Below are 26,762 nucleotides of genomic sequence, written 5' to 3' on the forward strand. Positions count from 1 at the left end.
TATAGCACACTACAACTCATTTTCTTTACGCATATGTGTTAATTTTATAATCTGTTTTTCTGTAAAATACGCGAGTAAATGCGCATGACATGTAAAGAATATGACTTGTCTACCCTTTGCAATTTCCTTTATAAGTTCAATCGTTCGATTCGTCCTTACCGCGTCAAAGTGCACGAAACTATCATCAATAATAAATGGATAATCATGCTCAAATGTTTTTGCTAGTGCAAATCTCAGCGATAAATATAACTGCTCCGCTGTCGCTTGGCTTAGTTCATGACTGTAAAAACGCATACCATCGTTACGCTCTACAATAAACGTCTCTGACTCTGACGGTGAAAAGATTTTACTATATCGTCCGCCTGTTAAATAGACGAAATACTCTTCTGACTTTTGTAAAATACGAGGAAGATGTACTTCATGATAATATTGCTTCGTTTTCGTTAACACCGTTTTTGCGGCCGCATAAGCAGCCCACTTCTTCACTTGTTCACGCACTTGCGCTTTTTTCATTTCCCATTCATGCATTAAATCGCCGTACGTACTACCTTCTTCTAAATTCGCAATTTCCATACGATGTTTCGCAATACGCTCTGTCAGTTCTTTCTCTTGCGCCAGACAGTTTTGCACGACTGTCAGTTCTTGCTTTAATTTTCCGTCATAACCGTTAGCTTCGTAATGTTCAGCTAATGATAAACTCGTTAAACGTTGTTCTAAGAGATCAATTTGCGGTAATAAACGTCCCACTTGTTTCTCTGCATCTTCACGTTTTTCCGCTAGTTTACCTGCCTCTAAAAACATCTCTTCATTTGTAGACTCTGCGATATGCCATAAACTGTCTCGTTCTACTAACAGTTGTTTCAATTGCTCTTGCATAAACTCATATTCTTCTTGCCATTCCGCCAGTTTTTCTTTTAACTGCTTACAAGTTTGGCGCTTCTCTTTCTCATTTTGCATACGGCTTTGCGCCTCGTGCAGCTTACTATACTCCGCGCTACCGATAACAGTTTCTAGTTTATGTTCAAATTGCGAAATCATTTCATATAATGAAGATTTTCGCTTGCCTTGCTTCTCTAATTCACGATATAATTGCTGCATTTTTTCCATACGCTCAAACGCCGGCAATATGTGCGCATACGTATAAAATTCAGGGAACGTATAACGCTTTTTATACACATTGACTTGTTCGCTCGTGCGGAACGTTTCTCTCTCCCATTCCTCATACGATGAAACGACTTTATCATACGCTCGCTCCATTTGCTGCAATTTATATGACTCACGCTCAAATAACTTACGAATTTCTTCGTCTTTTTCTAACTCATAACGAACAGACATCGCTTCTTCACTTTGTCTCCCGCCAGCACTTTGCTGAAGAGTAAGGAGCTCTTCTTGTAACCCACTTGACGGATCTTTATATAAAACAAGAGCAAGAACAATCCCTACAAAAACAATGACACTAATAAATAAAAGCGCTCGGTTATCTATAAATAAGCTTGTGAATAAAACGCCTGTGTTAATAAGAAGTAAAAGAAGACAAACTCTTTGCCACTGCTTTTTCTTTTGCATAGCCGCTCCTGCTTTTTCCTCATACTTGCGCTTCATTCTCTCTGCGCCCATACCGATAAACGCCGCATCTTGGAATGACTTTTCTTTCTCAACTAACGTATTTCGCTCTTCATCCGCTAACATTTGTTTCTGAATTTGTCTTATGTTTTCTTCTTGTTCTTCTAATTGCTCCTGCGCTACTTTAAAGCGATCATCAAGCTGCGTTTTTTGCGTTTCTAATTCGCGTGCCTTTTGCACAGTTTGCGTAATTAACTCTTTCGTTGCTAAACTCATATCAAACGAAACAACTGTTTCTTCTTCAAAAGTAGTGCCGATTTGTTGCTCGAGTTCTGCAAGCTCTTCTTTTATATTCGTAATCGCTCCTGTTATATCACGCATTTCTTGGCGTGCATTTTCATACGACATATGCTGCATACGAAGTTCTTCTACATAACTTTCTTTTTGTAAAAACTCTTCGTCTATTTGAATCGATTCTATTTCTGATTGCACATTCTCAATTTTTTTATGAAGTGAATCAACTTGCAACTGAAGCGGCTCCATTTTTGCCTTAATCGCTTCATAACGCGCCATTCCGTTTACCGGAAATTGTCCGCTCTCGTTCTCTAACACTTTCTCATACGCACGTTTTTCAATAACGAGGGGCTCAAGCGCTGCTAATATTTCATAATCTTGCTTTCGTTTTTCTGCACTCTCTTTTTCTGCGCGAACAGAAGCAAGCTTCTCTTCACTTTCTTTTAACTGTTCGACCTGTTTTTCATACGTGCCAATTTTCCCTTGCCACTCTTTCATCTTCTCTTCAAGTTTTTTCATCTCTTGCAGTGACACGTTAATTTCCGGTTTACGCCCGCTCGGCTTAAAGCGCTGATCCATTTCTTTTTCTAGCTTTTTATCGAGCTGTAATAGCGCATCGCTTCCGACTGCACTTGCCGAAAATAAATAATTGCCGATATCCGCTTCGCCTAGCTGATGAATGTTTTGAAGGCCATGCATATCAAAAGAAAAGACCGATTCAAATAAACTTTCATTCATCCCGGTTAATATATCGTGTAAAATTTCTTCGCCACCCGTTTTCCCGTCTTCAAAATAAACGGTTACCTCGCCATTGGCTGTCTTTGGTAATCGTTCAATTTTCAAAAGGCCGTACTTCTCTGTTTGTACAGTGATCGCACCACCATACTTGCCGCCTTCTTTCGGTTCATAACGGCGCTGTCCTCTCGTCGGAAAGCCGAACAAAATACTTTTCATAAACGAGCGAATTGTCGATTTTCCCGCTTCATTTTCACCGTACAACACCGTCAGCGTTGAAAGATCTATTTCCACATTTTCTAATTTTCCGTACCCATAAATATGGAGTTTTTCCATTCTCATTTTTTATCCCTCTCTTGCTGGAATAATTGTTCTAAAATAATATTTTCCGCTTCCTTCTGAATCTCTTTCTTCTCTTCTTCTGTAAAAGATTCAATACTATTACGCGCTACAGGAGATGTCCAAATGGTGCGCAATACGCCGTCCATATTTGTGAAAGCTTCTAACTCCTTTAGCACACTACCGACGAAATGATTTTCTTCTTTCAAACGTTCGATTTCCGCAAAAGAGACCGTCTCATTTTTCCACTTCATCGCATACACGAAATCTTTTCGCTCTTCGCCAGCTGCTAAAATATGAAAAATTTCTTCAACACGTTTTTCATCACGCAAATAAGGAGAAAGTGGTCCCTGCCCTGTAAATACGGCAGTTAAAAGCGTCCCTTCCTCTTCTCTTCGACATTCATTCATCGCTGTTGACACTGCCGTCATAAGATCATCAACAGTTTCAAGTCCATCAATATTCACTTCTATCTCATCCCACACAACATCTGCCGTATGGAAAAATGAACATTGCGTTCCTTGTTTCGTAAGTTCAATCAGGTACGCACCCTTCTCGCCTATTTCCTTGCGATGACGACCTTGTATGTTCCCTGGATAAACGATGTATGGCTCTTCTAATAAAATTTCACGTTTATGTATATGGCCAAGAGCCCAATAATCAAACTGCTTTTCTTTCAGCTCACGAATTTGAAACGGTGCATAGCGATTATGCTCTGCATCCCCTTCCACACTTCCGTGAAGCATGCCAATATGAAAAGGCGCATCACTCATTTTCGTATACTGCGCTGTCATATTATCCGTTACCGCTTGCTGCAAATAACTAAACCCGTAAATAGAAGCTAATAGCTCACCATTTTTATAAAATGATTTCTCTTCTACGTAAGGCTCCGTAAACACATGAACATTTTCCGGAAACTCAATTGCTGCCCAGCTTCCCCCTAAATGATCGTGGTTACCGTGAATAATAAAAACAGGGATATCGTACTGCGAAAGTCTCTTCATTTGCTCACGCACAAACACTTGCGCCCTCAAACTTCTCGTCTCCGCATCATACAAATCCCCGGCTAGCAATACGAAATCCACGCGCTCTTGAATCGCTTTATCAACAATACGCTCGAACGATTCAAACGTACTTTGCTTCATTCTCTCCCAAACAGACTGCGGTACATTCATCTCCATCCCTTTAAACGGACTATCCAAATGCAAATCAGCCGCATGTATAAACTTCACTTGTTTCACAAATAACGATCCTTTCTTTTTCCGTACTTTACTACGAATAGTAAATCTAATGTCCATAAAACTTTCACTTTATTTTACCACGCAATGTCATATATTTCTTTGCATATTCTAGTGATTTATGCCAAAATAGTTATAAGATTCTGATTTTTATTATTGGAGGGAATTTTCATGGGAGTATACGTTCTAACAGTCTTTGAAAAAGATGGTTCAAAAGCATTAGACGAATCATTCGAGGCGGCAACTGAAAAAGAAGCGAAAGCAAAAGGTGAATCTATTTTACGAGAAAAAGGATTGTATGAAAAAACACATCGCTGCACATCTACTGCAGGTAAGCTCGTTTTATTCCAGCGCTAAAAAAAAGAAGCGTCATCCGCTTCTTTTTCACTCTACTATATCTTCGTCACACCACGTAAACACCACATCTAGAATGCGATTACCGATACGTACGCGTTTATTCCATTTTCCTGTTTGGATCTGATGTTGCAATTCAGCTTTCATCTTTTCCGTCCAGTCGTGAATCGTTTCACTACCGTCGTACGGATATACGCTCGGAAACTCTTTCTGCAGTAGATGCAAGCTCTCTGCATCAAAATGAAAATGGAAGAAGTAGTTTGCTGTAAGCGATGGTTCTTGCAATCGTAAAAAATGATCATCAATTTGCTTTCTATTTCGATAGAAAGTAAAGATATTCACTTTACCGCTAGTAATTTGGTCAATTTGAATTTCGTGCTTCTCTATAATCACGTCTTGTCCACCTCGTTGTATACTATCTTTAGTATATATGTCTTTTGCAACAAAGTTAACCATTTTCGCGCGAAATTCATTTCCTTCATTATAATTCCTGTACCTCCATATGCAATCAGAACAAATAAAAACAAAGTTGAAGGGGAGCGATCACATGTATTTCGGAAGCAAAGGTTGGTATGTAAAAGAACTTAAAAAATTAGGTATCCGTACTTATGAAGGTAAAAAACTAGAATCTTATCGTACGCATGTGTTGTCTAGTTTACTTGAGAGAATGAAGAGAGCTTCGGCTTAATAGAATAGCAAGAAGTAAACCTGAATATTGGTAAATGATAAAAAACACCTCCTAAATTCGCATACTAAGTATGCAAATTAAATGGAGGTGTTTTTATTAGTATCACTTTTTCAAGGGCGCTTCAGTTTTCATAAAATATTTTTTGTTTCCGCTGAAACGGATACGTTTTAATCTCAGCTGTATCTAAATCTTCATTGAATAAATGAATGGCTATAATTTGTCTACAATCGTAAGTATGGTAATAATATGTTCCAGACTCCATACACATTGCACTTGTATAGATCGTATTATCTAATATACCGTCTTCTGTTATTACTGCCCCCTTAGGAACCTCACAATTCGATAAAATATGAAAAATAGCCGATATACCCTCTTCTTCGTTCTCTATACCTTGAATGTTTTGTTTGCCATACGCTGCCCGTACAAATCTTGATGGCGGTGTGAAATCTCCAGGAAGTCCCATCGATCCTGAACCTTGGCCAAAAGCACTTAATGGTACATCGCCCCACTCCGTTGGCGCAAATGGCTGCGATTTAAGACCAATATATTGTCTTAAATTTTGTAAATGCCAACTAAACTCCGGACTATTAGTCATCACTCCTATTGGATTGTCATACACTTTTATTCCATCAGCTGTCGGCTCAAGTACAATACATTCTCCCGATTTATCTGCTAAAATCCAATGTAGCGGTGGAGTAACCCCTAAAATTGGTAATGGCACATCTATAAAGGCAATGCTATCAATAGATTTTCTTAATTCTTCAACAGAATTGAACTGCGTGAGGCTCCAAGTCACAAAATCAAATGGTGCTACATTCGTTTTATTGCTATCTACATGACTACTATAAGTAGCGAATCCTGGGAAATAGAGAGTTGCACATGTCATACCAGCTTCATTTACTCCATCTGCCATCATGACCCTTCCTCCAAAATTAATTCCCATTCCGACAACAGCCTTTTTCGTTCGGATTGTTTCACCAGTTATATTGTTCCACTGATAACGCCGAGGAATGATTATTACTTCCTGATTCATATCTAATGTGAAATCCATTGTTCTCGCAAAAAGATGTTGGAAATTTTTAGTTTGTAACGTCAAACTAGTACACATGAAGAAATCTCCCCCATTTCATAGTTATATACACATTTTATAAAATTCTGATAAATACGTAAATTAAAATCTATTTTACTTACCATTGTACAAACCCTATTTATCATTAACAAAATAACCAACCAAACCAAAAATGCTATAATAAACTCAATCAAACTAAGGGGGAACATCTATCTTGCGTGGAAAACACATTCAATTTCATAAGTTTGGCAATCCAAAAGACGTATTACAAGTTGAATATAAAAATATAGAACCACTGAAAGATAATGAAGTTTTCGTCCGTATGCTAGTTAGACCGATTAATCCATCTGACTTAATTCCAATAACCGGAGCGTACGCTCATAGAATTCCGTTACCTAACATACCTGGTTATGAAGGTGTTGGTATTGTAGAAGATGTAGGAGCTTTTGTTTCTAGAGAGCTTATCGGTAAACGTGTGTTACCGTTACGCGGGGAAGGTACTTGGCAAGAATATGTGAAAACATCAGCTGACTTTGTAGTTCCTATTCCTGATTCCATCGATGATTTCACAGCGGCACAAATGTATATTAATCCTCTTACGGCGTGGGTTACATGTACAGAAACGCTAAACTTACAACGTAATGATGTTTTATTAGTGAATGCTTGTGGATCCGCAATTGGTCATCTTTTTGCGCAGTTATCACAAATTTTAAACTTCCGACTCATTGCTGTTACAAGAAATAATAAGCATACAGAAGAGTTACTGCGCCTTGGTGCTACATATGTAATTGATACTTCCACTGCCCCGCTTTATGAAACCGTTATGACATTAACAAACCGGATCGGCGCGGATGCTGCGATTGATTCTATCGGGGGACCGGATGGAAATGAATTAGCTTTCTCCTTACGTCCAAACGGACACTTTTTAACGATCGGTCTTCTATCAGGTGTACAAGTTAACTGGGCAGAGATTGTCACGAAAGCAAAAGTGCACGCGAACATATTTCATTTACGACATTGGAATAAAGAAGTGTCACCATATAAATGGCAAGAGACGTTTCGTCATTTAATTCACTTAGTAGAAAATAAGCAATTACGTTTTATGAAAGTACATTCTACATATGACTTAGCGGATGTGAAAACGGCGGTTGATGTTGTGCAATCTGCGGAGAAAACGAAAGGGAAAGTTTTTTTAACGAATTATTAAATTGAGTACATTCAACTATCAATCCATTTAGTAGCATAGAATTTTAAGTAGCTTATGTAATTTAATTAAAAAAGCGAAAGGAGATTCTAACATGTGGTTACTCACGGCAATTGCGCCTGTTTTAATAGTCGGGGGAATTGTAGTCTATGTAATCGGAAGGCTTAAACATAAATATGACAACGGCACATTAGGTAAGAAAAAATCAAAAGAGGCTCAACTGTTATTAGACAGTTTAATACCTATGGGAATGCTTGTTGGCTGTATAATCGGTTTAATTTTCGGCATGTTTTTCCCAGATTATTCACTTCTTGCAGTGAGTTTAGGATCTGGAATCGGCTATTTATTGGGGTTTTTCGCCTATGAAATTTATAGCAAGACAGGAAACAACCTCTCATAATCCAAAAAGAATAAGCGGAACAGTACATAGTAGTCATATACAATATGTACTGTCCTTTATTTTTGTATCAACACTATCACCTTACCTTTCGCCTACTATACACCTTTTTTATTGATTTTCCTCTCCTCCACCTTTTGCATATTCGCTTTTTTATTTTCATTGGATCTATATCCAAAGTAAAGTAGCGCACATGTAATAATAGAACCTACAATGTATCCTAAAAAACATCCTAACCAAAACATAGTGTAACCGCCTCCATTCATAATAAATTTTATGTAATATAACTCTTTACATACTCCATCGTTTATTTCTATTAACTATACACTTTCTAAAATTATTCATACCACTCATTCTCTTCGTACCTCAAATAGCAATTTTATTATTTGTCATAAAATTAACACCTTCTTTAAATACAAAAACTTCCATTTACTTGCTTTTTCTTAAGAAATAATATACTACATTTGAAATAAGCGAGCTAGTACATCGGCCCTTCTCTATTTTAACTTTAGTCATGAACAAAAGAAAAATAAAAACCCCCTCAAAGCATAAACTTCAAGGGGTGAGCCTGTTTTTTATTTACTTATATACGTACAGCTGTACCACTTACAGCAACCATTAACATTCCATCACGAACTACTTCGTAATCTACGTCAACACCAACGATAGCGTTCGCACCTTTTTGTTTTGCAAGTTCTTTCATTTCGTCCATTGCGATATCACGAGCTTCTTTTAGCTTACTTTCATAAGAACCAGCACGACCACCGACAACATCACGAACAGAAGCGAATAAATCGCGGACAATATTTGCACCCATAATAGCTTCACCATTTACAATATCGATATACTCAATAATTTCTTTACCTTGAATTCCAGACGTTGTTGTTACAATCATGACTGACACTCTCCTAATAAGTTGTAGTTTTAATTAGCTTTCTTATGTCTTTATTATGACATGGAACAAACAACTAATCTATTGAATTACCTTACAGGAATGTGACAGTTTTGTAAGAATGAAACGCGCATTATGTTTCATTTTAATAAAGCGCTTTAACATTAGGATACATAAACGATTCTTTATTTTCTTTCCAATCCTTTTCTACTTCTTTAAAAGTTGGTCGCCCTAATTCTTTGTTATTTTCATGTTTACGAAACCACTTCTTCACATACTGGTCTCCATTTTTATTTTGAACTGTACAAAGGAAACTATTACTGCTATCCTTTAATATTTTTACAATCACGAAAAGACACCTCTTCCCTTTTAAATAGCATGATAGAACTTGATCTTTTACTATAAGCCCTTCCTCTCTTATAGTCATACGACTCCTCGGCCGCGCCAAATTTGTAAGATCAAAAAACGATATTTACTTTGTTTACATTTTATTTAAAGAAATCAGAGTTATAAGCATGATGCTTATCAAAGATTTTATAGATTTCTAACTTATTATCTAATTTTGCATCTACTAAAATTAATATATTTCCATCGTAAATATATTCTTCATACTTTTTAGCATGTTCTTCTGGAATTCCTAATCCTATAAATGCTCCTATTAAACTTCCAGCTCCTCCGCCAATACCAGCTCCTCCAATAGCTGCTGCGATCGGTCCCGCTGCTACGATTGGACCCATTCCAGAAACGGCAAGTATACCAAGACCTGTTAATAAACCACCGAGTCCGCCTGCTACTCCTCCAGCTACAAGCCCTGTCGCTGAAAAGATATCTGCTTTATGTGCAGTTTCGCTATTCACTTTTTCACCCGATTTTTCTTCCAGATGTTCAATTTCCTTTTGATCTTTCGCAATAGCTGAAATGTTATCTGCTGAGTATCCTTTTTCATTTAATTCATTAATAACGAGTGCCGCATCATCAATTGTTCTAAAAACACCTACTATTTTTCTATCTACATTCATAACTATTACCCTCCTAAAGTTTTATATAATGTATCTTTATTTTTCTTCATTTCTGTATACACTAATCTTCTTATTAACATAACCATTTACGAAAAAAGCGAATAGTATAAGCACTACAAGTGAACTACTTAACAAGTAAATTAAATCAAATGTAATATTAATCATCATTTCATTCATGTATACCAGGCTCCTTTTTATTTAAAGTAAAAGTATATTTTGATAGACTAATCTACTAAACATAGACATCTTACAATTCATCTTCAGTTAATCTCTTTGTAGTATATGTATACCCTTCCTAACCTTTTCTAAACGTAAAAAACTATAATTATATTTTTTCTTATTTATATGTTTAACATTTTTTTAAACGGGTATGTTTATATTGTTATGCTTACTATATGGAAAGGAATATTACGATGAACGCCATTCACTCTACTACTATTTCTTATAATGAAACACCTACAATAACGCAGATTCATCATTTTTATGCTTTAATGACAACATTTCAAACGAATGTATTTATAAGTAAACACGGAACACTTACTTCTATTAAAAACTTAAGCACTCTAGTATCCTTTTTCCTTACTGTAAAAAAGAGAGATCTTGTATTATTTATTTTTGAAGGAATAGATGCAAAAAGAGCTTTAAAAACACTCTTCCCTTCTTAGAATGTTTGTTATCCTCTATTCCCTCGTCTACTACCTTTCATATATGTTTTTATATTTCAAAATGATTTCCTCTATTAAAAAGAACCCCCTAATATAATAGGGGGATTTCTAGTTTGACCTTATGAAAACTGATATAATATATATTACGTTTTTCATTCTTTAAAATAGAAAAGTTTTAATAACCTTGAAGGTAGGAATTTTTAATGAACTCGAAAGCAAAATTTAGTATTCGCTACAAAATTATGGCTGGTTATTTAGTTATCATTTTGTTCTTACTTGTTTCTTTCATTATGTTAAACAATGAGATTTCCAGCTTACAAAAATCTCGTAATTTTATTATTGATCACGATTTTAAAGTTCTCAATTTAACGAATCAAGTGGAGAAAGAGTTACTAACAATTGAAAATAAAGCGAAGGGGTTTATCATTTCTAATAACCCTACTTACGTGCAATCCCTTAACTCTGCGGAAAAGGATTACGAAAAACATTATCAAGATCTTTTTGCTTTATTAGAGGATAATCCCTCTCAGCAAGAAAAATTAAAACAGATTAACGAAAACATTACTAGTTGGATTAATAAAGAGATTCGCCCACTCATTGCAAATAATAATAGTAATAATGTACAAACAATCGACACGACTCAAATTCAGTCATTACAATCACAGCTAACTAACTTCCGTAACACTGAGGAGCAACTAACGAAAAAAAGAGCTGCACAATTAGATACTGAAAATAATAAATTAGAGATTTGGTTATACAGTTTATTGTTCTTACTTTCTTGTGTTGCCATTATCGTTTCACTCTATATTTCGAATTCCATTACAAAAACGATTAAAAATGTAATTCAAGCTATTAAATCCATTTCTTCTAAAGAAAAAATTACGGAAAGAATTCATGTAAATACACATGATGAAATAAAAGATCTTGCTCATACAACAAATCACCTACTAGACGAAATATCAAAAAGAGAGTGGTTACAAACTGAGCTTGCAGAATTAATTTTAATGTATCAAGGTGTATCTTCTATTGAGATGTTAGGTAAAAAAATTCTTAGTGGCATCATACAAAAAACGCAAACTTCTTGCGGTGCATTTTATGTACGTGAAGAATATGAAGAAACTGTCTACTATGTGAAAAAAGCTTCTTTCGCCGATCAAGGTGCTGATATTGGAAAACAATCCATTAAAATGGGTGAAGGTTTCATTGGACAGTCTGCCTTAGAAAAGAAAAGTTTTATTCTCAGTGACATACCCGAAGAGTTTCGTTATGTCACTAGTGGAGTATTAGAAATACGTCCTAAAAATCTACTAGTCATCCCTATCTTATTTGAGGATGAAGTGATCGCAGTAATGGAGTTAGTAAGTGTAACTGAGATTTCAGATTTACATCAAGATTTAATTCAACAAACCGTTGATAATCTAGGTTTAACAATTCATAGCATTATGGGACGTATGCGAATTCAAACTCTTTTACATGAATCACAAGCAATGACAGAAGAGTTGCAAGTTCAATCAGAAGAATTGCAAACGCAAGCGGAAGAACTACAAATGCAAGCAGAAGAATTACGAACAACGAATGAACAATTAGAGTCTAGAACTGAAGAGGCTGAGCAGAAGACAGCTGACTTACAAATTACCAAATCAGAATTAGAAGAAAAAGCAAGCGAGTTGTTACGCAGCTCAAAATACAAATCTGAGTTCCTAGCAAATATGTCACATGAATTACGCACACCGTTAAATAGTATTTTACTATTATCTGAAATGTTAAGAGAAAATCATGATAACAATTTATCCGACGATGAAATTGAATTAGCAACTGTCATTCATTCATCAGGGAAAGACTTACTTACTTTAATTAATGACATACTAGATTTATCTAAAGTAGAAGCAGGCAAACTAGACATCATTTTTGAGGCAACGAACATAAGTGACATGGCAGCCAATATGCATCAAAACTTTTTACATATAGCTGCACAAAAAAATGTCGAATTTACTATTGAGGACAGTGATACGATTCCTGATCTGTTTTATACAGATGCAAAACGGATTGAGCAAATTATTAAAAACTTATTATCCAATGCATTTAAATTCACAGAAAAAGGATCCGTTTCTTTACATTTTGATTCGATAGAAACAACCAATTTGAGTCATGATATGCAATCTATAAGTAAAGATTGGATTACAATTTCAGTAAAAGATACTGGTATTGGTATCGCTAAAGAACAGCATCAACTTATTTTCGAAGCCTTTCAACAGGCAGATGGAGCAACGATTCGAAAGTATGGTGGTACAGGATTAGGTTTATCTATTTGTAAAGAGTTTGCGAGATTATTAGGTGGTTGGATTACGTTAGAGAGTAATGTAGGAGAAGGTAGTACTTTCACCGTATATATTCCTAACCTTCCAAATGGATTACATGATATACAGTTATCCAATTTAGAAGTCGCAGCAACGATAGAAGATGTTATTCCTGCTGAAGTTGTTGAAGAAACTATCGTTACTCCAGAAACAAATAACGTCTTCCAAGAAAAAACCATTTTAATTGTCGATGATGATCATCGAAATATATTTGCGTTACAAAATGCATTAAAAAAACAAAATGCCAACATTATTACTGCCCAAAACGGCATAGAGTGTTTAGAAATACTACAAAGCAATACAAGTATTGACCTTATTTTAATGGATATTATGATGCCGAATATGGACGGTTATGAAACGATGGAAAATATCCGAATGAACTTAGGATTACATGAAATACCTATTATCGCATTAACTGCTAAAGCAATGCCAAATGATAAGGAAAAATGTTTATCTGCTGGCGCTTCAGATTATATAAGTAAACCATTAAATCTACATCAACTCTATTCGGTAATGAGTGTATGGTTAATAAAATAAGTGAGGTTTAGTTGGAGTGGAAAATAAGTATTATAATTTTGATCCATCAGTAGATACGGATGAGCGCACGAACTTAGAAATTGAATTACTATTGGAAGCGGTATTTAAACTATCAGGATTTGATTTTCGCCAATATGCTCGCACATCTATTTATAGAAGGATTTGTAATCGAATGCAGCTCTCTAATATCCCAACCATTTCAAAATTAATTGAAAAAGTAATTCACGAGGAAGGGGTTTTAGAACAGTTATTAAATGATTTCTCAATTAATGTAACTGAGATGTTCCGTAACCCTACCTTTTTTAAAGCGCTTAGAGAGCATGTTATTCCTGAATTAAAAAAGCATCCTGAAATTAGAATTTGGCATGCTGGATGCGCAACTGGTGAAGAAGTATTATCAATGTCCATCTTACTTCACGAAGAAGGATTAAGTGAAAAGTCGGTTATTTACGCAACAGATATGAATACAAATGTATTAGAAAAAGCAAAACAAGGTATCCTCCCGTTAAATAAAATGCAAACTTATACGAAAAACTATTTACAAGCTGGCGGTACACAAGCGTTTTCTAACTATTATTCAACAGATAATCGTTTTGCTTATTTTAATCCATCACTTTTACAAAACATTATTTTTGCACAGCATAATTTAGTAACCGATCAATCTTTTAACGAGTTTCATATTATACTTTGTCGTAACGTTTTAATTTACTTTACAAGTAAACTTCAAAATCAAGTGCAGCAACTATTTTATGAAAGCTTAAGTCACAATGGATTTCTATGTTTAGGAAATAAAGAAACTCTTCGTTTTTCAAATATAATGCCGCATTATACGCAATTTAATCCTAGCGAACAAATTTATCAAAAAATACAATAAAGTGAAACTTTAATCAGTGGGGGTATCCCCCACTGATTATTAGTTGAACCAATCGGGCATTTACGGGCAGTTGATCTCCCACCTACCTTCTTTGCTTCAGACTAATTTTTTGGTAGGAGTCTTACTGCCCGTTAATGCGGGATAAAAAGCGTATGAAATCCTCTGTTTGGATTTCATACGCTTTTTATTTCGCATTCGTTTGTATCATAATTAGACACATATCATCTGATTGCGCTTTCTTTTGTTCTTCCTTGTAAAACCCTTCTATCTCGCCTTCTAAATCTCCCCATTTTCTTTCTGTAAAAGTACGTAATTTCTCTTCAGACTCAAATTCATCATTTGCAATTGCTTCAAGAACACCATCTGTAAACAATAATATTTGAGCGTTCTTCTCAAAAGGTATAACTGTCTTTTTAACTTTTATTTCATCAAAAAATCCTACGGCACAACTCCCGCGATCTAGTTCAACTACATTTGTTTCATCAACTAAAACATATCCAGAAGGATGCCCTGCATTTATATATTCAACTGTTCTATCTTCTGTATTAACAACTAAGTATATCGCCGTAAAATAATAAGGAATATTATCATTTTCATTATGTAAAAGGGTCATATATTTATTTAATTCTTTAATAACGAGTTCTGGATCAATTAAACATTTAATTGTTTCACGTAATACAGACGAAATAAACATACAAACTAATGAAGCAGATACACCATGTCCCATCACATCTAATAATATAATACCGTAGCGATTTTCATCGATTTTATACCAATAATACATATCTCCAGCTAGTTTAAATGAAGGTAAGTAACTTGCTTCAATTTTTATATGATCTTCTCTTAATGGGCTACTTAATAAGTTTCTTTGTACTTGCGTAGCTAAATCTAGTTCATTCCGAAGATTTTCTTCTTGTTCTTTATGCCAATTTAATTCTGATTTCAAGCGTAACGCTACACGCATACGTGCTAATAATTCAACTTTATTTATAGGTTTCGTAATATAATCCATTGCCCCCATATCAAGAGCTTCGGCCAATTTATTTGCATCCTCTAAAGCTGTAACAAAAATAATAGGAATATCTTTAAACTTCTCCTCTTTTTGTAATCGCCTACAAACTTCAAGTCCATCAATTTCAGGCATCATAATATCTAATAGTATTAAATCAATTTCATTATACCTGGAAGAATCTTCTCCAAATTGAATGTATTCGAAAAGCTCTTGTGCAGAATTCAGCGATACAAGATCCTGATATCCGGCTTGTTTTAAAATTTTTTCAATTACAAAGATGTTAACCGGATTATCATCGACAATTAAAATGGACACAAGTTATTTCCCCTTTTCTTATTTAAAATGTAAATCTATTATCATTTTCTATTTTTCTAGTATTGCATACTCAGTTACAAAATGAAAATTTCCTACTCTAACATAATTTTTATACAGCAAAAGAACAAACCCCCAGAAATGAGAGTTTGTTCTTTCATTCTATAAATTTCCACTATTAATTTAATACCATTGCTTTGTCATTTAAAAGACGATCTAATTCTTCCATATGATTTGTTTCATCTGCAATCATATCTTCTAACTTTACAACTAACTCTGTCATATTTAATTTCGCTGCCTGTTCTTTTCTCGTTTCATAACGCTTAATTGTCTCATATTCTGATTGTCTAGCGGATTCTAACATTTCTCTAACATCTTCTACTTGTTTCACTGGTAAAGGGATTGTAGTAGGTGTACCACCTAACGTCTTAATTTTCTCCGCTAAATATAGGGCATGTCCTTGTTCATCACTAATTTCAGATTCAAAGAAAGGTTTTAACACTTGTCTATATATACCAGAAACTGTAGCTGCATTATGGTTATACATAATAATTGCTGCGTATTCTCCTGCTAAATCTTCATTCAATCCTTCGATTAGTTCTTTCACATCGTGTGACATTTTCATATCTCCTCCTATACTTAATAAGTACCCCTTTTCTCATGTTTTAAACATAATTATTTTAAATTTTTATGTATCTAAAAATGCGGCTTGCTTCAATTTACTTATCGCTTGTCTTTTAATACGAGAAACGTGCATTTGTGAAATACCTAACCGTTCCCCTGTATCTTTTTGATTTAAATTTTCTCCAAATATATAATGAATAACACTCTTTTCCGTGTCATTTAATACGTTAAAAATATCCTTTAAAACGAGACGCCTTTCTGTCTCTTCATATCCTTTCTCTACTTCACCTACAGATTCAATTCTCGCTACCGAACTTCCATCAGATGCATTTTCAACTACATCATCTAAGGAAGATACTCGATAATTATTTTTAGCATCCATAATCTCTAGAACTTCCTCTTCCGATAGTCCTAAATGATTTGCGATTTCTATTATCCTCGGTGAACGTTGTAGGTGATCTGTTAGCTCCTCTATCGCAAGCTTAATTTTCCCGCCCAAATCTTTAATTCGCCTTGGAACGTGAATGCCCCAAGTTTTATCACGTAAATACTTTTTTATTTCTCCTACTATCGTAGGTATTGCAAACGGCTCAAAAGCATTCCCTATTGAATAATCATATCTTCTTATTGCACCTAAGAGCCCTAACATCCCTACTTGTATAATATCCTCATGCATCGGCCCACCTTTCGAATAGCGATATGCAATGGAATATACGAGATTTTTATAATGATCAACTAACCTTTCCTGTGCTTCATTACATTGGTTTTGTTGGAAGTCTGCAATTAGTTTAATAACGTCTTCTTTAGTAAGATTCGTAGGTTGAGATTGGATTTCCATCATTCTCCACCTGCTCTCTTTGTATATATTTTGTCATTAAAACTGTCATGCCCTCATCATGCATGATTTGTATATCATCCATTAACGTATTAATTAAATATAAACCTAAACCATTTTCCGGCAAATGTTCTACTGGTTTACTAATATCATACGGACCAACTTTCCTTTTTAAGTTATTAAAATCAAAGCTAACCCCATTATCCGCAACCATAATTTCTAATCGATTTTCATATAGTCCAAAGACAATTGCAATTTCTCCAACGTCTTCTTTATATGCATGTTGTACAATATTTGTACATGCTTCACTAATAGCAATTTTCATATCTTCTATATCGTCATAAGCAAAGCCCATTCGATTCGCAACACCAGCCATTGTTAAACGAATAATAGCCACATATTCTGCCTTTGCAGGAATTTTCATTTCTATCTTTTCAAATCTCTCCATCATCCCTAGTCACCTTCTTTCTACTTTTTCAAAATCAGAATTCAAATTTAATATTTCCGTTAATCCTGTAATATCGAATAATCTTTTTAATCTTTTAGATACACCGATAAACTCTAGTTTTCCATCATTTTTCTTAACCGCTTTTAATAGAGCTATAAAAACACCTAAACCAGTACTATCCATATAATCTACGTTATGAAAATCTACTACAATCTGAACCTCTTTTTCGCTTGCAATAGGCATAATCTTATTTTTTAAATCTGATGCCGTATATGCATCAATTTCACCATTAAGTTGTACCGTATAACCTACATCATTTTGCAAAATATTTATTGCCAAATTCATCATTTCCGCCCCCTTATCTCGAACTACTACTATGTTAATTACCCATAAAAATTAGTTTTAAACATATTTTTTTATTTTTATTATAAATAAAGTGAAACTTTAATCAGTGGGGGTTTTCTTCATCCCCCACTGATTATTAGTTGAACCAATCGGACTTTTATGGGCAGTTGATCCCCCACCTAATTTCTTTGCTCTGCTAAATTTTGAGGTGGGGGTCTTACTGCCCGTTAAAGCGGGATAAATTTTCCACACCTTTCTCAGCTTAACACGTAAAAAATACTACCAAATGTTTAAACCTTATAAATTTGTGTATGTATAATGTATAAACATTATTTTTAGGGGGATCTATCTATGGAAGAGCACAACTTTAAAAAGGGAGATTTCGTTCAATTTTCTTATCGATACGATCATGCTACAAAATTAGTTGGTTCTATCATTAACATACTAACGAATACAATTGTAGTTGATATAGGTAATAACGAGGACTTATCTCATATAGAACCGAGGCAGGTCGTAAGAATAAATAATTGTGAAAAAGTAACGACGGTTTAATACATAATAAAAAGTGTAATTTCAATGAGTGGGGGCCTTCATCCCCCACTCATTCCTATGTAGGTTACATTAAAAAAGCATCCAAATTAGTTTAATTGGATGCTTTTTTATGTATATTTATCAGTTCATTCACTTTATAGTTATATATAATAAACTTAAGATTACTATTCATTATCATACTTACGCTTTCCGCAACATTCTAGAGAAGAATGTAACGATTAAAATAAAGACGATTGCACCTAATAACGCTGGAAGAACAAAAATGCCTCCCCATTCAGGACCCCAATGACCAAATAACGCACTACCTACCCAAGATCCAATTAAACCAGCAATCACATTACCAACTATACCTAAAGGAAAGTCTTTTCCCGTAATCATTCCAGCTAACGCACCAATAAGTCCACCTACAATACACGTAATAATAAGTCCCACAATTAAACCTCCTATATTGTTTTTATATTTGATTTATCAAGCTTTGGTATGTAACCAAAGCTTGATAAACATGTATTATTCTTTATTATCCAATCCATCACTTATCTTTTGTTTCACTTTTCCGACTTTTTCTTTTATAGTTCCCTTCGTCTTCTCCCACTTCCCCTCATTTTTCAACTCTCTATCTTCTGTAATTTCACCAATTCCTTCTTTTACTTGTCCTTTTTTCTTTTCAACTTTACCCGTAATTTGTTCTTTTAGACCGCTCTCACTCATATTTCCAATCTCCTTTTCGTAATAGATTTATAGATTTAAAGGATACAAATTTAAAGAGAATACGTGCATCTTCTTTCTTGTAGCCATTCACCGACTCTTTCTAAATCCTTAACGAATAACAAGATTTTTCCTTCATCCAGCTTTTCTTCATAAAAGTTAGCTTCTTCCTCATTAAGCCCTAACTCCTGCATCTTATTTCTTAACTGATCTCCCGTTTTTTGAAAGACATTAATAATGCTTGTCCCAAGTCCTTCCTCTTTTATTCCAATCGTGTTCACGTCTGCATTATCTGCGATTCTATCTGTCCTCTCTTTCTCATGTGTTAACACGTAAATATCTTTTTGTTCTATTCCTTTCTTCACTAGATCATTCGCCGCATTCATGACCTCTTTCTCCGTAATAAATTCATATACAAAAGGTTTACTATACTTCGTTTCCATCTTTAACTTCCTCCTTTAAAATGAATTATTTGTTATATTATATGTAGTACACCTATTTTTGAAATGTTAAACATAAAATATGAAAAAAGTTATGTGAATTTTAATTTTAATAGAAAATGAACAACATCATTTACCACTTTAAAACATCTTCCCCTTACAATAACTACCTAAATTAACAGAAAATAGTTATAATTAAATTTGAGGAGGGATACTATGAAAAAAATCATATCTATATGCGCTCTATCTTTCACCTTAATAGGTTGTACAAGCACCTCGGCTACAGATAAAGCTTCGCAGGCTAAGCAAGAACATACACAATATACCTTTCAATTAAACTCCGCAAATATTTCAGACATTGAAATACTAAAAACAACAAATCATACTACTTCCAAATCTCAAACAGATAATGAAGAAATGATAAAATCTATCGTTTCAGTAGTTCAAAATGGAACACCTAAAACTATCACTTTAGATCAAAAAAAGAGAGAATCTGCACATTCTACTATTACCGTTACATATAAAGATGACTCAAAAGAAGAATTTCTTGTTTGGGTTGATAATAAGGAACAAATTACAATCGCTAAAAATGAGAAGAAAGATAAGGTAGACAGTGTGATAGTGAATATTAAAGATGCTAAAATGATGAAGGATTTCTTTTAAAATTCTAGTTAACGTTAAAAAAAGAGTAGGATTACATCCTACTCTTTTTTTAATCATGCTCAATAAATAGACCTTTATAAAATCTATTTAAGGTCTAATTTTGCTAAATCATGTTGTAAAACATTATTTCCTTCTTGTGGGTTAAATACGATTGCACTAAGACCAAAAACATTTGTAACAACATCTCTATCTTTCGGACGAATGATTCTTACTTCATAAGCAAAGAGTGCTGGAGGAAGAGCTGCTGAACGAAAAGTAACATATCGATTAGGTGGCAATGTTTGTGTTGAAGGGTCTATTAATGGTAACAATACCGGAGAACCCGATGACCAATCAAACATTTCAACTGTTACTCTACGAGTATCATCTGGATCAACATTCATAGCTTCAACAGTAAGAAATAACGTAGCGGAATGTCTACGTAATACACCCGTTGATAAAGTTTCATTATGATGTTCAAAGCATTTTTTTGGAGGGTGACCATAGCCATAACTCATACCAATTCCCCCTTTCATTTACAATTAAGGACAAGTATTCCTTATAATATATAATGCTATTATTCTTTTATTGAAAGGTATAAAAGCGGATTTCTATCTATATTATTAGATATTTTATTTTTCATTTATTCGCTCTTAAATAATAAAGTGAAACTTTATTCCAAACAATATCGCTATTGCACCAAAGTAAAACAAACTGGACAACCTAGACTTCAAACTGTAAGATTAGATGTTGGTGAAATTGGGCAGCAAAGCATATATAGAAAATAGGTGTTAATGTTGAAAATCAATAAAAAATTTGAACCATTAATTTTTAATATCTTTATGATTTTAGGCATATCTAGCATTATCTCTTTCGTCATGGTTTCAATGAATGTTGGATATACAGCTTTATTTCTCAAATCATGGATGAAAACATGGGGAATTGCTTTCGTACTTGCATTTTTAGCTTCTAAATTATTACCCTTTGTAGTTAAAAAGATAATGAAAATCTTCACTTTTGTTGAGAATGATGCTTAAGAATAAAGTGATGTACTGCGTAGGTTCATTCCAATTAAAAGAGTTTATTATCACAAAAACTTAACCTAGTAAAATGTTTCAAATCGAAGGAAGACACCTTACAGGTTGTCTTTTCTTTATAAGTAAAAAAAGCCCGCCTATTTCCGTAGGCGGGCTTTATCTTTATTACACAATACGAAAGTATACTCTCTTTTTCACTGAAATTTTATGTAATTTTACATATTCATGAACATACATGTCTTGATGGACTTTATCTATATACTCATGACAGTAATCCATTGAAAATGTATCTTCTTGAAAGCAAAACTCTCTTTTAGAAAGAAAAAAAGACACCCTAAAGTTCATTCCTCCGACTTGAACCTCTTTAATTTTAATAATATGTATTGGACTCTTATCTAAAAAATAATCTAATGTATTCCAATAAGAGAAAGATAATGATAAAATAAAAGTGCAACAAGATGTTGCTTAGTTTTTAAATTTTATGGGAATAACACAAAAGCTAGGTTTGGTCGCCAAGTTTTTTCATTCCTATCGGTCATGAAATACCCCGGTTGGTCGCTGGGGTATTTCTTTTTTATTAACGTATATATAGGTCTATTATGGACAAAATAAAATATAATCTTAGTAGAAGATAGAACACTGACATCTTTGCCGCTTCTAAATCACTTTGGTCTTGTGCGAAGAAAGTATGGTCAGTACTTTCAGCTCAGTGTTCGATCTACTTTAGTTTTTGAGTTGAGTGTTGCTAATCATAGCAGCACTTTTTTACATTCCAATTTGTTCTTTGATGAATTGAATCATATGTTTTACAAACTGGCTTTGCGTGAAGAAGTAATGAATATTTCTCAGTACTGTCGTCCACGATGCTAGATTACTTACGAAAGACTGGGATTCTGTCTTTTTGGTCGCCTTTTTTTGCGTTTTTTCATTCCTGTCCCTCCCTTCATAAGGGAAGGGCAAAGATGGCACATTTTACATTTTAAAGAGTTATATAGAAGAGGACAAGCTATTCATTAGCAAAATAAAGAAAAGACACCCTAAGGTGCCTTCCTCCGACTTGAACCACTTTAATTTTAATAATATGTATTAGACTCCCATCCAACTGTTATTTTTGTTTATTGAGAAATACAATAATTTATTTGTGCTGGTTGTCTGTATGGTCCATGCAGCGATTAACAAGAGGACAATAGCAGTGATGACACCTAAAAGTCATTGCTTGAGCTGATGGCTAGAAACATAAGCGTTACTGTGTATTTATGAAATTTCATTATAAGCAACCTCCTAGTGGAACTACACATTGGTAGAAAAATATATATACTTCTTTCTACTTGATAAGTTCTTATTTTAATCATATATAAAAGGAAATGAAACCGGCTATAACAATCAATGGAAGGATTACTGCGAGTTTATTTTTTAGAGGGACACGCTTGTCTGGGACGCCGGGGTGGATAACAAAAGCTAGTAAAACAATTACTCCAATAATACCTAAAAGTGTATGAATGATGATCATCCTCCTAAGTAATATTATTATTAAAATTATATAACATTCAAATGTTTATAAAGTAATTTTTTTTACAATATAACCCAGATGTTGCATTTTTAAATTCAAAAAAGCCCCTCAAAGCATCAGCTTTAAGAGACCCCATCCTATCATCTTCTCTCTTCATACAATCGATTCGCTTTATACGAGCAAACGAAAAACATACATGTCGCAACGGGGATAAATGTCAAAAAAAGTCCTCTCATTAATGCAAATGGCGTTTCAAATAAGAATGACCATAGAAATGATACACCTTGCTTATCCCATAATCCTGGCGTCAAGTATAGTTCTTTCGGATTTACAAAGGCTCCTAAATTCATTGTATTACTATACATAAATAAAAATAATATTGGCAAATAACAGATCGCTAATTCTAAAAATGTTTTAGATAGACGCTTATACTTCCCTGCTCGTGACATTGGATCTGAAAAAATGTCATCTTCACTTTCCTCATTTACCTTTTTAAAATAGTACGTACCTGACCAACGATTACCAGCTATATGCTCCCAGCCACTATCTTCAAATAATGTACAGTAATTAATAAAGTCACTTTTTCTACTAAATACTCTATGGTCTATTTTAATCGTCGCATCTTCTGGTTCTGTATATCTAAATGTATAAAAAAATGTAGTGCTTTCCAGTTGATAGCCTTTCCAAGCCATCTCTTCTAACCATTTTTCCTCTTTCTCAAAGTCTAAAAAGAATTTCAATCTCCACATCATCGTTTCCCCCTAACTATACGTGTAATAAACTCTTTGTAACCTCAATAATGTGCTGCATTCTCATAAAGTCTAAGTGCAATACTTCTTTCCCGCGTTCCGTAATGACATACACTTTTCTTCGTTTATCTTCACTTTTTACTGATTCTATTAACCCTTGTTTTAATAAATTTTCAACCGCACCATACAATGTACCCGCTGCGATTTTTACTTGATGATTACTCAGTTCCTCCACCTTTTGCATAATTAAATATCCATGAGCTGGCTCTAATAAAGCTAAAAGAACGTAATACGTTGTTTCCGTTAATGGTAAATTTTTATCTCTATTCATAAAGACCTCCAATGTCACGATAACTATATAGCCAAACTATATAGTTAAACTGTATAGTTTGATTTTATACAGTCAGACTGTATATGTCAAATGTAGGAATAACTTTATAACCCAAAACAAAAACGCTATCTTTTAAAAGATAACGTTTTTGTTTTACCCTTGCTTATTCTTCGCCTTCATTTGCTCTTCATAAACAAACTTCGCGGTCATAAAGTCGTTAGAAAAATCTTTCAATGCATTCTTCATTACATTTAATTCTTCTTGTGATTTAATTTCAATACTGTTTAAGAAATCAAATGCTTTTGATTGTTCCTCCGCAACAAAGTTTTGTGTCATATAATCATCTTGGAAGTCTTTCTTCGCCTTTTCTTTTACTTTATTCATTGCCTCTGTTTTGTTTATGCTTTTCATTGGGTTTTCGAATACTCCAGTAGGTTGTTCCGTTTTTGGCTCTTCTTTCTTTTCCGGCTGTTGCGCTGGTGCTGGTTGTTGTGGTTCCTGCTTTGGTTGTTCTTGTTGAACCGGCTGCTGCGCTACTTGTAGCTCTTTTTTCGCTAACTCATCTTTTAACTTCTTCACTTGCTCATCAAGAGATCTTTTTTCAGTTTCTAACACACTCATATCACTTTTCAACTTTTGCGTTTCTTCAAAATGTTCATCTACTAATTTATTGTATTCTTTCTCAGAGTACATTTTTTCACTGGTTGATGTCGTTTTCTCTTTCGTAACAACTACATTAATAATTACAAATAAAGCTATAATTCCTATTAACGCACCGAAAATCTTCTTTTTGTTCATGATTAATCCTCCAAAATGTAAAATTTCAAAAATTATCATAACAGACTAATTCGCTTTCCCTTGTCATATTTTGTCGAATCAATACAATAAAAAAAAAGCATCTGAAACAGATGCTTTTTCTCATTCTTAATACGTAAACGTAATTGTTACTAAAGAATACCCTTCTTTCGCATTGTAAGGCTCCGCTTTATAAGAAACTCGATTTGCCCCTTGCGGATAATCGATTTCGCCAATTGCCTTTTTCACATCTTGCAGTGCACCATTCATTGATTGCTTGTATAGCACTTCAATTTTCTCTGGTTTTGCACTATAGCGTTGCTGCATTTTATTTTTTAATTCGGTATAGTTATTTGCGATATATTCATTTCCTAAATAGTTTAACTTTGTATCTTTTAATATTTGTTGATATGCAGGCGTTTTCGTACTACCTGCCGCAATTTTGTTTGTCAGTGTACTATAATAATTCGTTGTAGCTTGCGGGTAGTCTCCGCGGTTCCACTCATGATTTCTTGCGATTTGTTCATCTGATAAATTGAAATACGAATACGTTACGCGGCCCTGCTCATCTGGAACCGGATCATCAAATGTTGTATCAAGATGATACCATTTGTTTTCGATTTTCACTAAATTCCAAGCATGAGGTTGTCCGTCCCCAGTTCCTGTCACGAAATGATTTTCAATTCCTGCTTCTTTTAATAATTGATACGTTAATAGTGCGTAACCTTGGCAAACCGCAGAACGATTTACAAGTGCTTCATATGCTGTGTAAGCTTTATAAGACGTATCATAAGAAACATGTTTTACTACGTAATCATGAATCGCCTTCACTTTTTCGTGATCATCCATTCCAACTTGAGTAATAGAAGAAACGATTGCTTTCGCTTGTTTCATGACATATTCCGTCTGTTCTTTCGTTTCACGATATGTAATCTTAAGCGTAAATGTATAATTTCCAGGTAATCCAGAAAGTCCATATGAAACATTCGATCTATTATTATTTGTATACTCATTTTTACTTGCAACTTCTTTATATGCGTTAAAAAGTGTATTCATCACTTCGTTTGTATTATTGTTTTTCGTTTTATATGGAAGTGTAATATTTGTCTCGTATGTATTAATACGCTTTTGTACTTCCTCTTTAAACGCTGTTAATAATGCAGCATCTCCTGTATCTTTCACATCGGCATTTTTATATTTTAAAGTTTTATATAAAAACTGCGCATACTGTTCACGTGTTACTGTGCCATACGGTTCAAAATTCCCGTTCCCTGTGCCATCTGCGATTCCATTTGACTGCACTGCACTAATTGCGTTTTCTGCCCAAAATGGATTTGGAACATCCTTAAAGGTATGTTTTTGTTTTGCCGCAAGATGGAAAGCATTTGTAAGAATTTGTGCCATTTCCGCACGACTCACAGAAGCTTTCGGTCTAAATTGGCCATTTTCATCACCTTTAAAAACTCCTAAATTCGTTAAAGTTAATACCTCTTCTGGAAACATTGTAGAACTTTGATTAATATCACCGTAAGGATTTTTAAACGTAGACCCATCCTTTAATACGTAACGAGTTCCATCATTACTAAACGAACCGCCTTGTTTATTCGGTACTAACACTCGATAAATTAAAGCCGCAACTTGCTCCCTTGTCGCAACATCTCCAAAACCAAATATCCCATTTCCATAACCGGAAATAATATTTTTACTCGCTAAATCTTTAATCGCAGGATATGACCAATGTGATGTCGGCACATCAGAAAAAACACCCACTTCAGCAGCTTTTACATCGCTGCCATTTGTATATAACAACGCACCACCAATCAGTGATAATGATGTAATTGATTTTAATAGTTTTGTGTACATAATGTCTTCTCCCAATACGTTCTCTATTTTTGTTGGTTTATGTCGAAAAATCTAAAAATATGACAAAATATATTATACAATTAAAAGTTTTCAAGGGATATATTGAATTTTAAAATATGCAAAAATTCATATTAATATATTTTTCCGTATTAATATTATGTTGTTTTGCTTGTGAATATATATAAGTAGTCAAGTCAACACAAATAATAAAAAGACAGCTATCCATTGAACTGACCCCATAAAGTTAGACAGGTCGTTTCATTAGGCAGCCTTTAGGGCATGAGTTCGATATTGTACCGGACTCATGCCTTTTAGTTTTGCCTTAATTCTTTTGTGA

33 protein-coding genes are annotated in these 26,762 nt (G+C 34.2%); 10 read left to right on the forward strand and 23 right to left on the reverse strand.

Annotation, left to right across the window (positions count from 1 at the left end; all coding sequences use genetic code 11):
* Positions 1–9: 9 nt before the first annotated feature.
* Entirely contained in the window at positions 10–2,934 is a 2,925-nt protein-coding gene (locus ACTFSL_RS04120; protein WP_440041215.1) for an AAA family ATPase, read from the reverse strand.
* The gene (locus ACTFSL_RS04125; RefSeq protein ID WP_025991695.1) at positions 2,931–4,172 is read right to left on the reverse strand and encodes a metallophosphoesterase family protein; all 1,242 of its coding nucleotides are present in this window, start codon (positions 4,170–4,172) and stop codon (positions 2,931–2,933) included. The genes ACTFSL_RS04120 and ACTFSL_RS04125 overlap by 4 nt, the downstream gene beginning before the upstream one ends.
* 168 nt (positions 4,173–4,340) lie before the next feature.
* Between ACTFSL_RS04125 and ACTFSL_RS04130 the strand changes: the two genes are divergently transcribed.
* Positions 4,341–4,526, forward strand: a complete 186-nt coding sequence (locus ACTFSL_RS04130; RefSeq protein ID WP_000539554.1) for a YhzD family protein — start codon at positions 4,341–4,343, stop codon at positions 4,524–4,526.
* Between the two features lie 27 nt (positions 4,527–4,553).
* Here ACTFSL_RS04130 and ACTFSL_RS04135 read toward each other — a convergent pair whose 3' ends face one another.
* The gene (locus ACTFSL_RS04135; protein WP_000582785.1) at positions 4,554–4,916 is read right to left on the reverse strand and encodes a hypothetical protein; all 363 of its coding nucleotides are present in this window, start codon (positions 4,914–4,916) and stop codon (positions 4,554–4,556) included.
* Positions 4,917–5,070: 154 nt separating this feature from the next.
* Here ACTFSL_RS04135 and ACTFSL_RS04140 point away from each other — a divergent pair, with 154 nt between their 5' ends.
* The gene (locus ACTFSL_RS04140; RefSeq protein ID WP_000273537.1) at positions 5,071–5,211 is read left to right on the forward strand and encodes a YflJ family protein; all 141 of its coding nucleotides are present in this window, start codon (positions 5,071–5,073) and stop codon (positions 5,209–5,211) included.
* Between the two features lie 121 nt (positions 5,212–5,332).
* Here the strand turns inward: ACTFSL_RS04140 and bsh are convergent, their stop codons facing one another.
* Complete coding sequence (gene bsh, locus ACTFSL_RS04145; protein ID WP_000337598.1) at positions 5,333–6,319, reverse strand: choloylglycine hydrolase; 987 nt, start codon at positions 6,317–6,319, stop codon at positions 5,333–5,335.
* 175 nt (positions 6,320–6,494) lie between these two features.
* Here bsh and ACTFSL_RS04150 point away from each other — a divergent pair, with 175 nt between their 5' ends.
* On the forward strand, positions 6,495–7,487 hold the full coding sequence (locus ACTFSL_RS04150) for a zinc-dependent alcohol dehydrogenase family protein (protein ID WP_440041216.1): 993 nt from the start codon (positions 6,495–6,497) through the stop codon (positions 7,485–7,487).
* A 91-nt stretch (positions 7,488–7,578) separates the two neighbouring features.
* Complete coding sequence (locus tag ACTFSL_RS04155) at positions 7,579–7,884, forward strand: hypothetical protein (protein ID WP_048538033.1); 306 nt, start codon at positions 7,579–7,581, stop codon at positions 7,882–7,884.
* Positions 7,885–7,979: 95 nt separating this feature from the next.
* Here the strand turns inward: ACTFSL_RS04155 and ACTFSL_RS04160 are convergent, their stop codons facing one another.
* The 5 genes from ACTFSL_RS04160 to ACTFSL_RS04180 all read right to left on the reverse strand — a co-directional run bounded on the left by ACTFSL_RS04160 (position 7,980) and on the right by ACTFSL_RS04180 (position 9,969).
* The gene (locus ACTFSL_RS04160; protein WP_000498629.1) at positions 7,980–8,126 is read right to left on the reverse strand and encodes a hypothetical protein; all 147 of its coding nucleotides are present in this window, start codon (positions 8,124–8,126) and stop codon (positions 7,980–7,982) included.
* A gap of 338 nt (positions 8,127–8,464) precedes the next feature.
* Positions 8,465–8,776 (reverse strand): YbjQ family protein, encoded by a 312-nt coding sequence (locus ACTFSL_RS04165; protein ID WP_000637511.1) that lies wholly within the window; start codon positions 8,774–8,776, stop codon positions 8,465–8,467.
* Positions 8,777–8,918: 142 nt separating this feature from the next.
* Complete coding sequence (locus ACTFSL_RS04170; protein ID WP_002025407.1) at positions 8,919–9,122, reverse strand: DUF4028 family protein; 204 nt, start codon at positions 9,120–9,122, stop codon at positions 8,919–8,921.
* Positions 9,123–9,261: 139 nt separating this feature from the next.
* The gene (locus ACTFSL_RS04175) at positions 9,262–9,792 is read right to left on the reverse strand and encodes a general stress protein (RefSeq protein WP_001100102.1); all 531 of its coding nucleotides are present in this window, start codon (positions 9,790–9,792) and stop codon (positions 9,262–9,264) included.
* Between the two features lie 36 nt (positions 9,793–9,828).
* Positions 9,829–9,969: a hypothetical protein gene (locus ACTFSL_RS04180; RefSeq protein ID WP_001004569.1), complete on the reverse strand. Its 141-nt coding sequence runs from the start codon at positions 9,967–9,969 to the stop codon at positions 9,829–9,831.
* A 236-nt stretch (positions 9,970–10,205) separates the two neighbouring features.
* Between ACTFSL_RS04180 and ACTFSL_RS04185 the strand changes: the two genes are divergently transcribed.
* The 3 genes from ACTFSL_RS04185 to ACTFSL_RS04195 all read left to right on the forward strand — a co-directional run bounded on the left by ACTFSL_RS04185 (position 10,206) and on the right by ACTFSL_RS04195 (position 14,225).
* Entirely contained in the window at positions 10,206–10,457 is a 252-nt protein-coding gene (locus ACTFSL_RS04185) for a hypothetical protein (protein ID WP_000991356.1), read from the forward strand.
* A 203-nt stretch (positions 10,458–10,660) separates the two neighbouring features.
* Positions 10,661–13,351, forward strand: a complete 2,691-nt coding sequence (locus ACTFSL_RS04190) for an ATP-binding protein (protein ID WP_440041219.1) — start codon at positions 10,661–10,663, stop codon at positions 13,349–13,351.
* A gap of 16 nt (positions 13,352–13,367) precedes the next feature.
* Positions 13,368–14,225 (forward strand): CheR family methyltransferase, encoded by an 858-nt coding sequence (locus tag ACTFSL_RS04195; protein ID WP_063535806.1) that lies wholly within the window; start codon positions 13,368–13,370, stop codon positions 14,223–14,225.
* Positions 14,226–14,409: 184 nt separating this feature from the next.
* Here the strand turns inward: ACTFSL_RS04195 and ACTFSL_RS04200 are convergent, their stop codons facing one another.
* The 5 genes from ACTFSL_RS04200 to rsbV form a co-directional block, all read right to left on the reverse strand.
* A complete protein-coding gene (locus ACTFSL_RS04200) occupies positions 14,410–15,552 on the reverse strand; it encodes a SpoIIE family protein phosphatase (protein ID WP_440041221.1) in 1,143 nt (380 codons plus the stop codon).
* A gap of 175 nt (positions 15,553–15,727) precedes the next feature.
* Complete coding sequence (locus ACTFSL_RS04205; protein ID WP_000017741.1) at positions 15,728–16,168, reverse strand: ferritin-like domain-containing protein; 441 nt, start codon at positions 16,166–16,168, stop codon at positions 15,728–15,730.
* 69 nt (positions 16,169–16,237) lie between these two features.
* A complete protein-coding gene (gene sigB, locus ACTFSL_RS04210) occupies positions 16,238–17,014 on the reverse strand; it encodes an RNA polymerase sigma factor SigB (RefSeq protein WP_440041222.1) in 777 nt (258 codons plus the stop codon).
* Positions 16,977–17,459: an anti-sigma B factor RsbW gene (rsbW, locus tag ACTFSL_RS04215; RefSeq protein WP_000970576.1), complete on the reverse strand. Its 483-nt coding sequence runs from the start codon at positions 17,457–17,459 to the stop codon at positions 16,977–16,979. Before rsbW ends, sigB begins: the two co-directional genes overlap by 38 nt.
* Before the next feature lie 6 nt (positions 17,460–17,465).
* Positions 17,466–17,804, reverse strand: a complete 339-nt coding sequence (rsbV, locus tag ACTFSL_RS04220) for an anti sigma b factor antagonist RsbV (protein WP_142419408.1) — start codon at positions 17,802–17,804, stop codon at positions 17,466–17,468.
* 348 nt (positions 17,805–18,152) lie between these two features.
* On the opposite strand from rsbV, the gene ACTFSL_RS04225 reads away from it, so the two are divergent.
* Entirely contained in the window at positions 18,153–18,353 is a 201-nt protein-coding gene (locus ACTFSL_RS04225) for a methyltransferase (protein WP_440041224.1), read from the forward strand.
* A 180-nt stretch (positions 18,354–18,533) separates the two neighbouring features.
* Here the strand turns inward: ACTFSL_RS04225 and ACTFSL_RS04230 are convergent, their stop codons facing one another.
* From ACTFSL_RS04230 to ACTFSL_RS04240, 3 genes are all read right to left on the reverse strand, one after another.
* A complete protein-coding gene (locus tag ACTFSL_RS04230; RefSeq protein ID WP_000522903.1) occupies positions 18,534–18,785 on the reverse strand; it encodes a GlsB/YeaQ/YmgE family stress response membrane protein in 252 nt (83 codons plus the stop codon).
* A 75-nt stretch (positions 18,786–18,860) separates the two neighbouring features.
* Positions 18,861–19,061: a CsbD family protein gene (locus tag ACTFSL_RS04235; RefSeq protein ID WP_029442042.1), complete on the reverse strand. Its 201-nt coding sequence runs from the start codon at positions 19,059–19,061 to the stop codon at positions 18,861–18,863.
* Between the two features lie 50 nt (positions 19,062–19,111).
* Entirely contained in the window at positions 19,112–19,501 is a 390-nt protein-coding gene (locus ACTFSL_RS04240) for a general stress protein (protein ID WP_000448820.1), read from the reverse strand.
* Positions 19,502–19,714: 213 nt separating this feature from the next.
* Here ACTFSL_RS04240 and ACTFSL_RS04245 point away from each other — a divergent pair, with 213 nt between their 5' ends.
* A complete protein-coding gene (locus tag ACTFSL_RS04245; RefSeq protein WP_440041226.1) occupies positions 19,715–20,161 on the forward strand; it encodes a hypothetical protein in 447 nt (148 codons plus the stop codon).
* Positions 20,162–20,244: 83 nt separating this feature from the next.
* Here ACTFSL_RS04245 and ACTFSL_RS04250 read toward each other — a convergent pair whose 3' ends face one another.
* Entirely contained in the window at positions 20,245–20,658 is a 414-nt protein-coding gene (locus ACTFSL_RS04250) for a hypothetical protein (protein ID WP_000120217.1), read from the reverse strand.
* A 279-nt stretch (positions 20,659–20,937) separates the two neighbouring features.
* Between ACTFSL_RS04250 and ACTFSL_RS04255 the strand changes: the two genes are divergently transcribed.
* Entirely contained in the window at positions 20,938–21,177 is a 240-nt protein-coding gene (locus ACTFSL_RS04255; protein WP_000700224.1) for a DUF2798 domain-containing protein, read from the forward strand.
* Positions 21,178–22,827: 1,650 nt separating this feature from the next.
* On the opposite strand, the gene ACTFSL_RS04260 is transcribed toward ACTFSL_RS04255, so the two are convergent.
* The 5 genes from ACTFSL_RS04260 to ACTFSL_RS04280 form a co-directional block, all read right to left on the reverse strand.
* Complete coding sequence (locus tag ACTFSL_RS04260) at positions 22,828–23,439, reverse strand: DUF2812 domain-containing protein (protein ID WP_440041228.1); 612 nt, start codon at positions 23,437–23,439, stop codon at positions 22,828–22,830.
* A 13-nt stretch (positions 23,440–23,452) separates the two neighbouring features.
* Complete coding sequence (locus ACTFSL_RS04265) at positions 23,453–23,767, reverse strand: PadR family transcriptional regulator (RefSeq protein ID WP_001078066.1); 315 nt, start codon at positions 23,765–23,767, stop codon at positions 23,453–23,455.
* Between the two features lie 153 nt (positions 23,768–23,920).
* Positions 23,921–24,565: a hypothetical protein gene (locus ACTFSL_RS04270; protein WP_001035207.1), complete on the reverse strand. Its 645-nt coding sequence runs from the start codon at positions 24,563–24,565 to the stop codon at positions 23,921–23,923.
* 126 nt (positions 24,566–24,691) lie between these two features.
* Entirely contained in the window at positions 24,692–26,425 is a 1,734-nt protein-coding gene (locus ACTFSL_RS04275) for an S-layer homology domain-containing protein (RefSeq protein ID WP_440041230.1), read from the reverse strand.
* Positions 26,426–26,686: 261 nt separating this feature from the next.
* The coding region (locus tag ACTFSL_RS04280) for an IS3 family transposase (protein ID WP_242259570.1) at positions 26,687–26,762 on the reverse strand (76 nt) is incomplete at its 5' end.

The sequence above is a fragment of the Bacillus cereus group sp. MYBK108-1 genome (genome assembly GCF_051917185.1).
Taxonomy (GTDB): Bacteria; Bacillota; Bacilli; order Bacillales; family Bacillaceae_G; genus Bacillus_A; species Bacillus_A cereus.

Bases quoted from the DNA above. Each gene is read 5' to 3' on its own strand.
- ACTFSL_RS04120 (WP_440041215.1), bottom strand. From the start codon at position 2,934: ATGAGAATGGAAAAACTCCATATTTATGGGTACGGAAAATTAGAAAAT.
- ACTFSL_RS04130 (WP_000539554.1), top strand. From the start codon at position 4,341: ATGGGAGTATACGTTCTAACAGTCTTTGAAAAAGATGGTTCAAAAGCA.
- ACTFSL_RS04140 (WP_000273537.1), top strand. From the start codon at position 5,071: ATGTATTTCGGAAGCAAAGGTTGGTATGTAAAAGAACTTAAAAAATTA.
- bsh (WP_000337598.1), bottom strand. From the start codon at position 6,319: ATGTGTACTAGTTTGACGTTACAAACTAAAAATTTCCAACATCTTTTT.
- ACTFSL_RS04155 (WP_048538033.1), top strand. From the start codon at position 7,579: ATGTGGTTACTCACGGCAATTGCGCCTGTTTTAATAGTCGGGGGAATT.
- ACTFSL_RS04160 (WP_000498629.1), bottom strand. From the start codon at position 8,126: ATGTTTTGGTTAGGATGTTTTTTAGGATACATTGTAGGTTCTATTATT.
- ACTFSL_RS04165 (WP_000637511.1), bottom strand. From the start codon at position 8,776: ATGATTGTAACAACAACGTCTGGAATTCAAGGTAAAGAAATTATTGAG.
- ACTFSL_RS04175 (WP_001100102.1), bottom strand. From the start codon at position 9,792: ATGAATGTAGATAGAAAAATAGTAGGTGTTTTTAGAACAATTGATGAT.
- ACTFSL_RS04180 (WP_001004569.1), bottom strand. From the start codon at position 9,969: ATGAATGAAATGATGATTAATATTACATTTGATTTAATTTACTTGTTA.
- ACTFSL_RS04185 (WP_000991356.1), top strand. From the start codon at position 10,206: ATGAACGCCATTCACTCTACTACTATTTCTTATAATGAAACACCTACA.
- ACTFSL_RS04190 (WP_440041219.1), top strand. From the start codon at position 10,661: ATGAACTCGAAAGCAAAATTTAGTATTCGCTACAAAATTATGGCTGGT.
- ACTFSL_RS04205 (WP_000017741.1), bottom strand. From the start codon at position 16,168: ATGTCACACGATGTGAAAGAACTAATCGAAGGATTGAATGAAGATTTA.
- sigB (WP_440041222.1), bottom strand. From the start codon at position 17,014: ATGATGGAAATCCAATCTCAACCTACGAATCTTACTAAAGAAGACGTT.
- rsbW (WP_000970576.1), bottom strand. From the start codon at position 17,459: ATGATGGAGAGATTTGAAAAGATAGAAATGAAAATTCCTGCAAAGGCA.
- rsbV (WP_142419408.1), bottom strand. From the start codon at position 17,804: ATGATGAATTTGGCAATAAATATTTTGCAAAATGATGTAGGTTATACG.
- ACTFSL_RS04225 (WP_440041224.1), top strand. From the start codon at position 18,153: ATGGAAGAGCACAACTTTAAAAAGGGAGATTTCGTTCAATTTTCTTAT.
- ACTFSL_RS04235 (WP_029442042.1), bottom strand. From the start codon at position 19,061: ATGAGTGAGAGCGGTCTAAAAGAACAAATTACGGGTAAAGTTGAAAAG.
- ACTFSL_RS04240 (WP_000448820.1), bottom strand. From the start codon at position 19,501: ATGGAAACGAAGTATAGTAAACCTTTTGTATATGAATTTATTACGGAG.
- ACTFSL_RS04245 (WP_440041226.1), top strand. From the start codon at position 19,715: ATGAAAAAAATCATATCTATATGCGCTCTATCTTTCACCTTAATAGGT.
- ACTFSL_RS04250 (WP_000120217.1), bottom strand. From the start codon at position 20,658: ATGAGTTATGGCTATGGTCACCCTCCAAAAAAATGCTTTGAACATCAT.
- ACTFSL_RS04260 (WP_440041228.1), bottom strand. From the start codon at position 23,439: ATGATGTGGAGATTGAAATTCTTTTTAGACTTTGAGAAAGAGGAAAAA.
- ACTFSL_RS04265 (WP_001078066.1), bottom strand. From the start codon at position 23,767: ATGAATAGAGATAAAAATTTACCATTAACGGAAACAACGTATTACGTT.
- ACTFSL_RS04270 (WP_001035207.1), bottom strand. From the start codon at position 24,565: ATGAACAAAAAGAAGATTTTCGGTGCGTTAATAGGAATTATAGCTTTA.
- ACTFSL_RS04275 (WP_440041230.1), bottom strand. From the start codon at position 26,425: ATGTACACAAAACTATTAAAATCAATTACATCATTATCACTGATTGGT.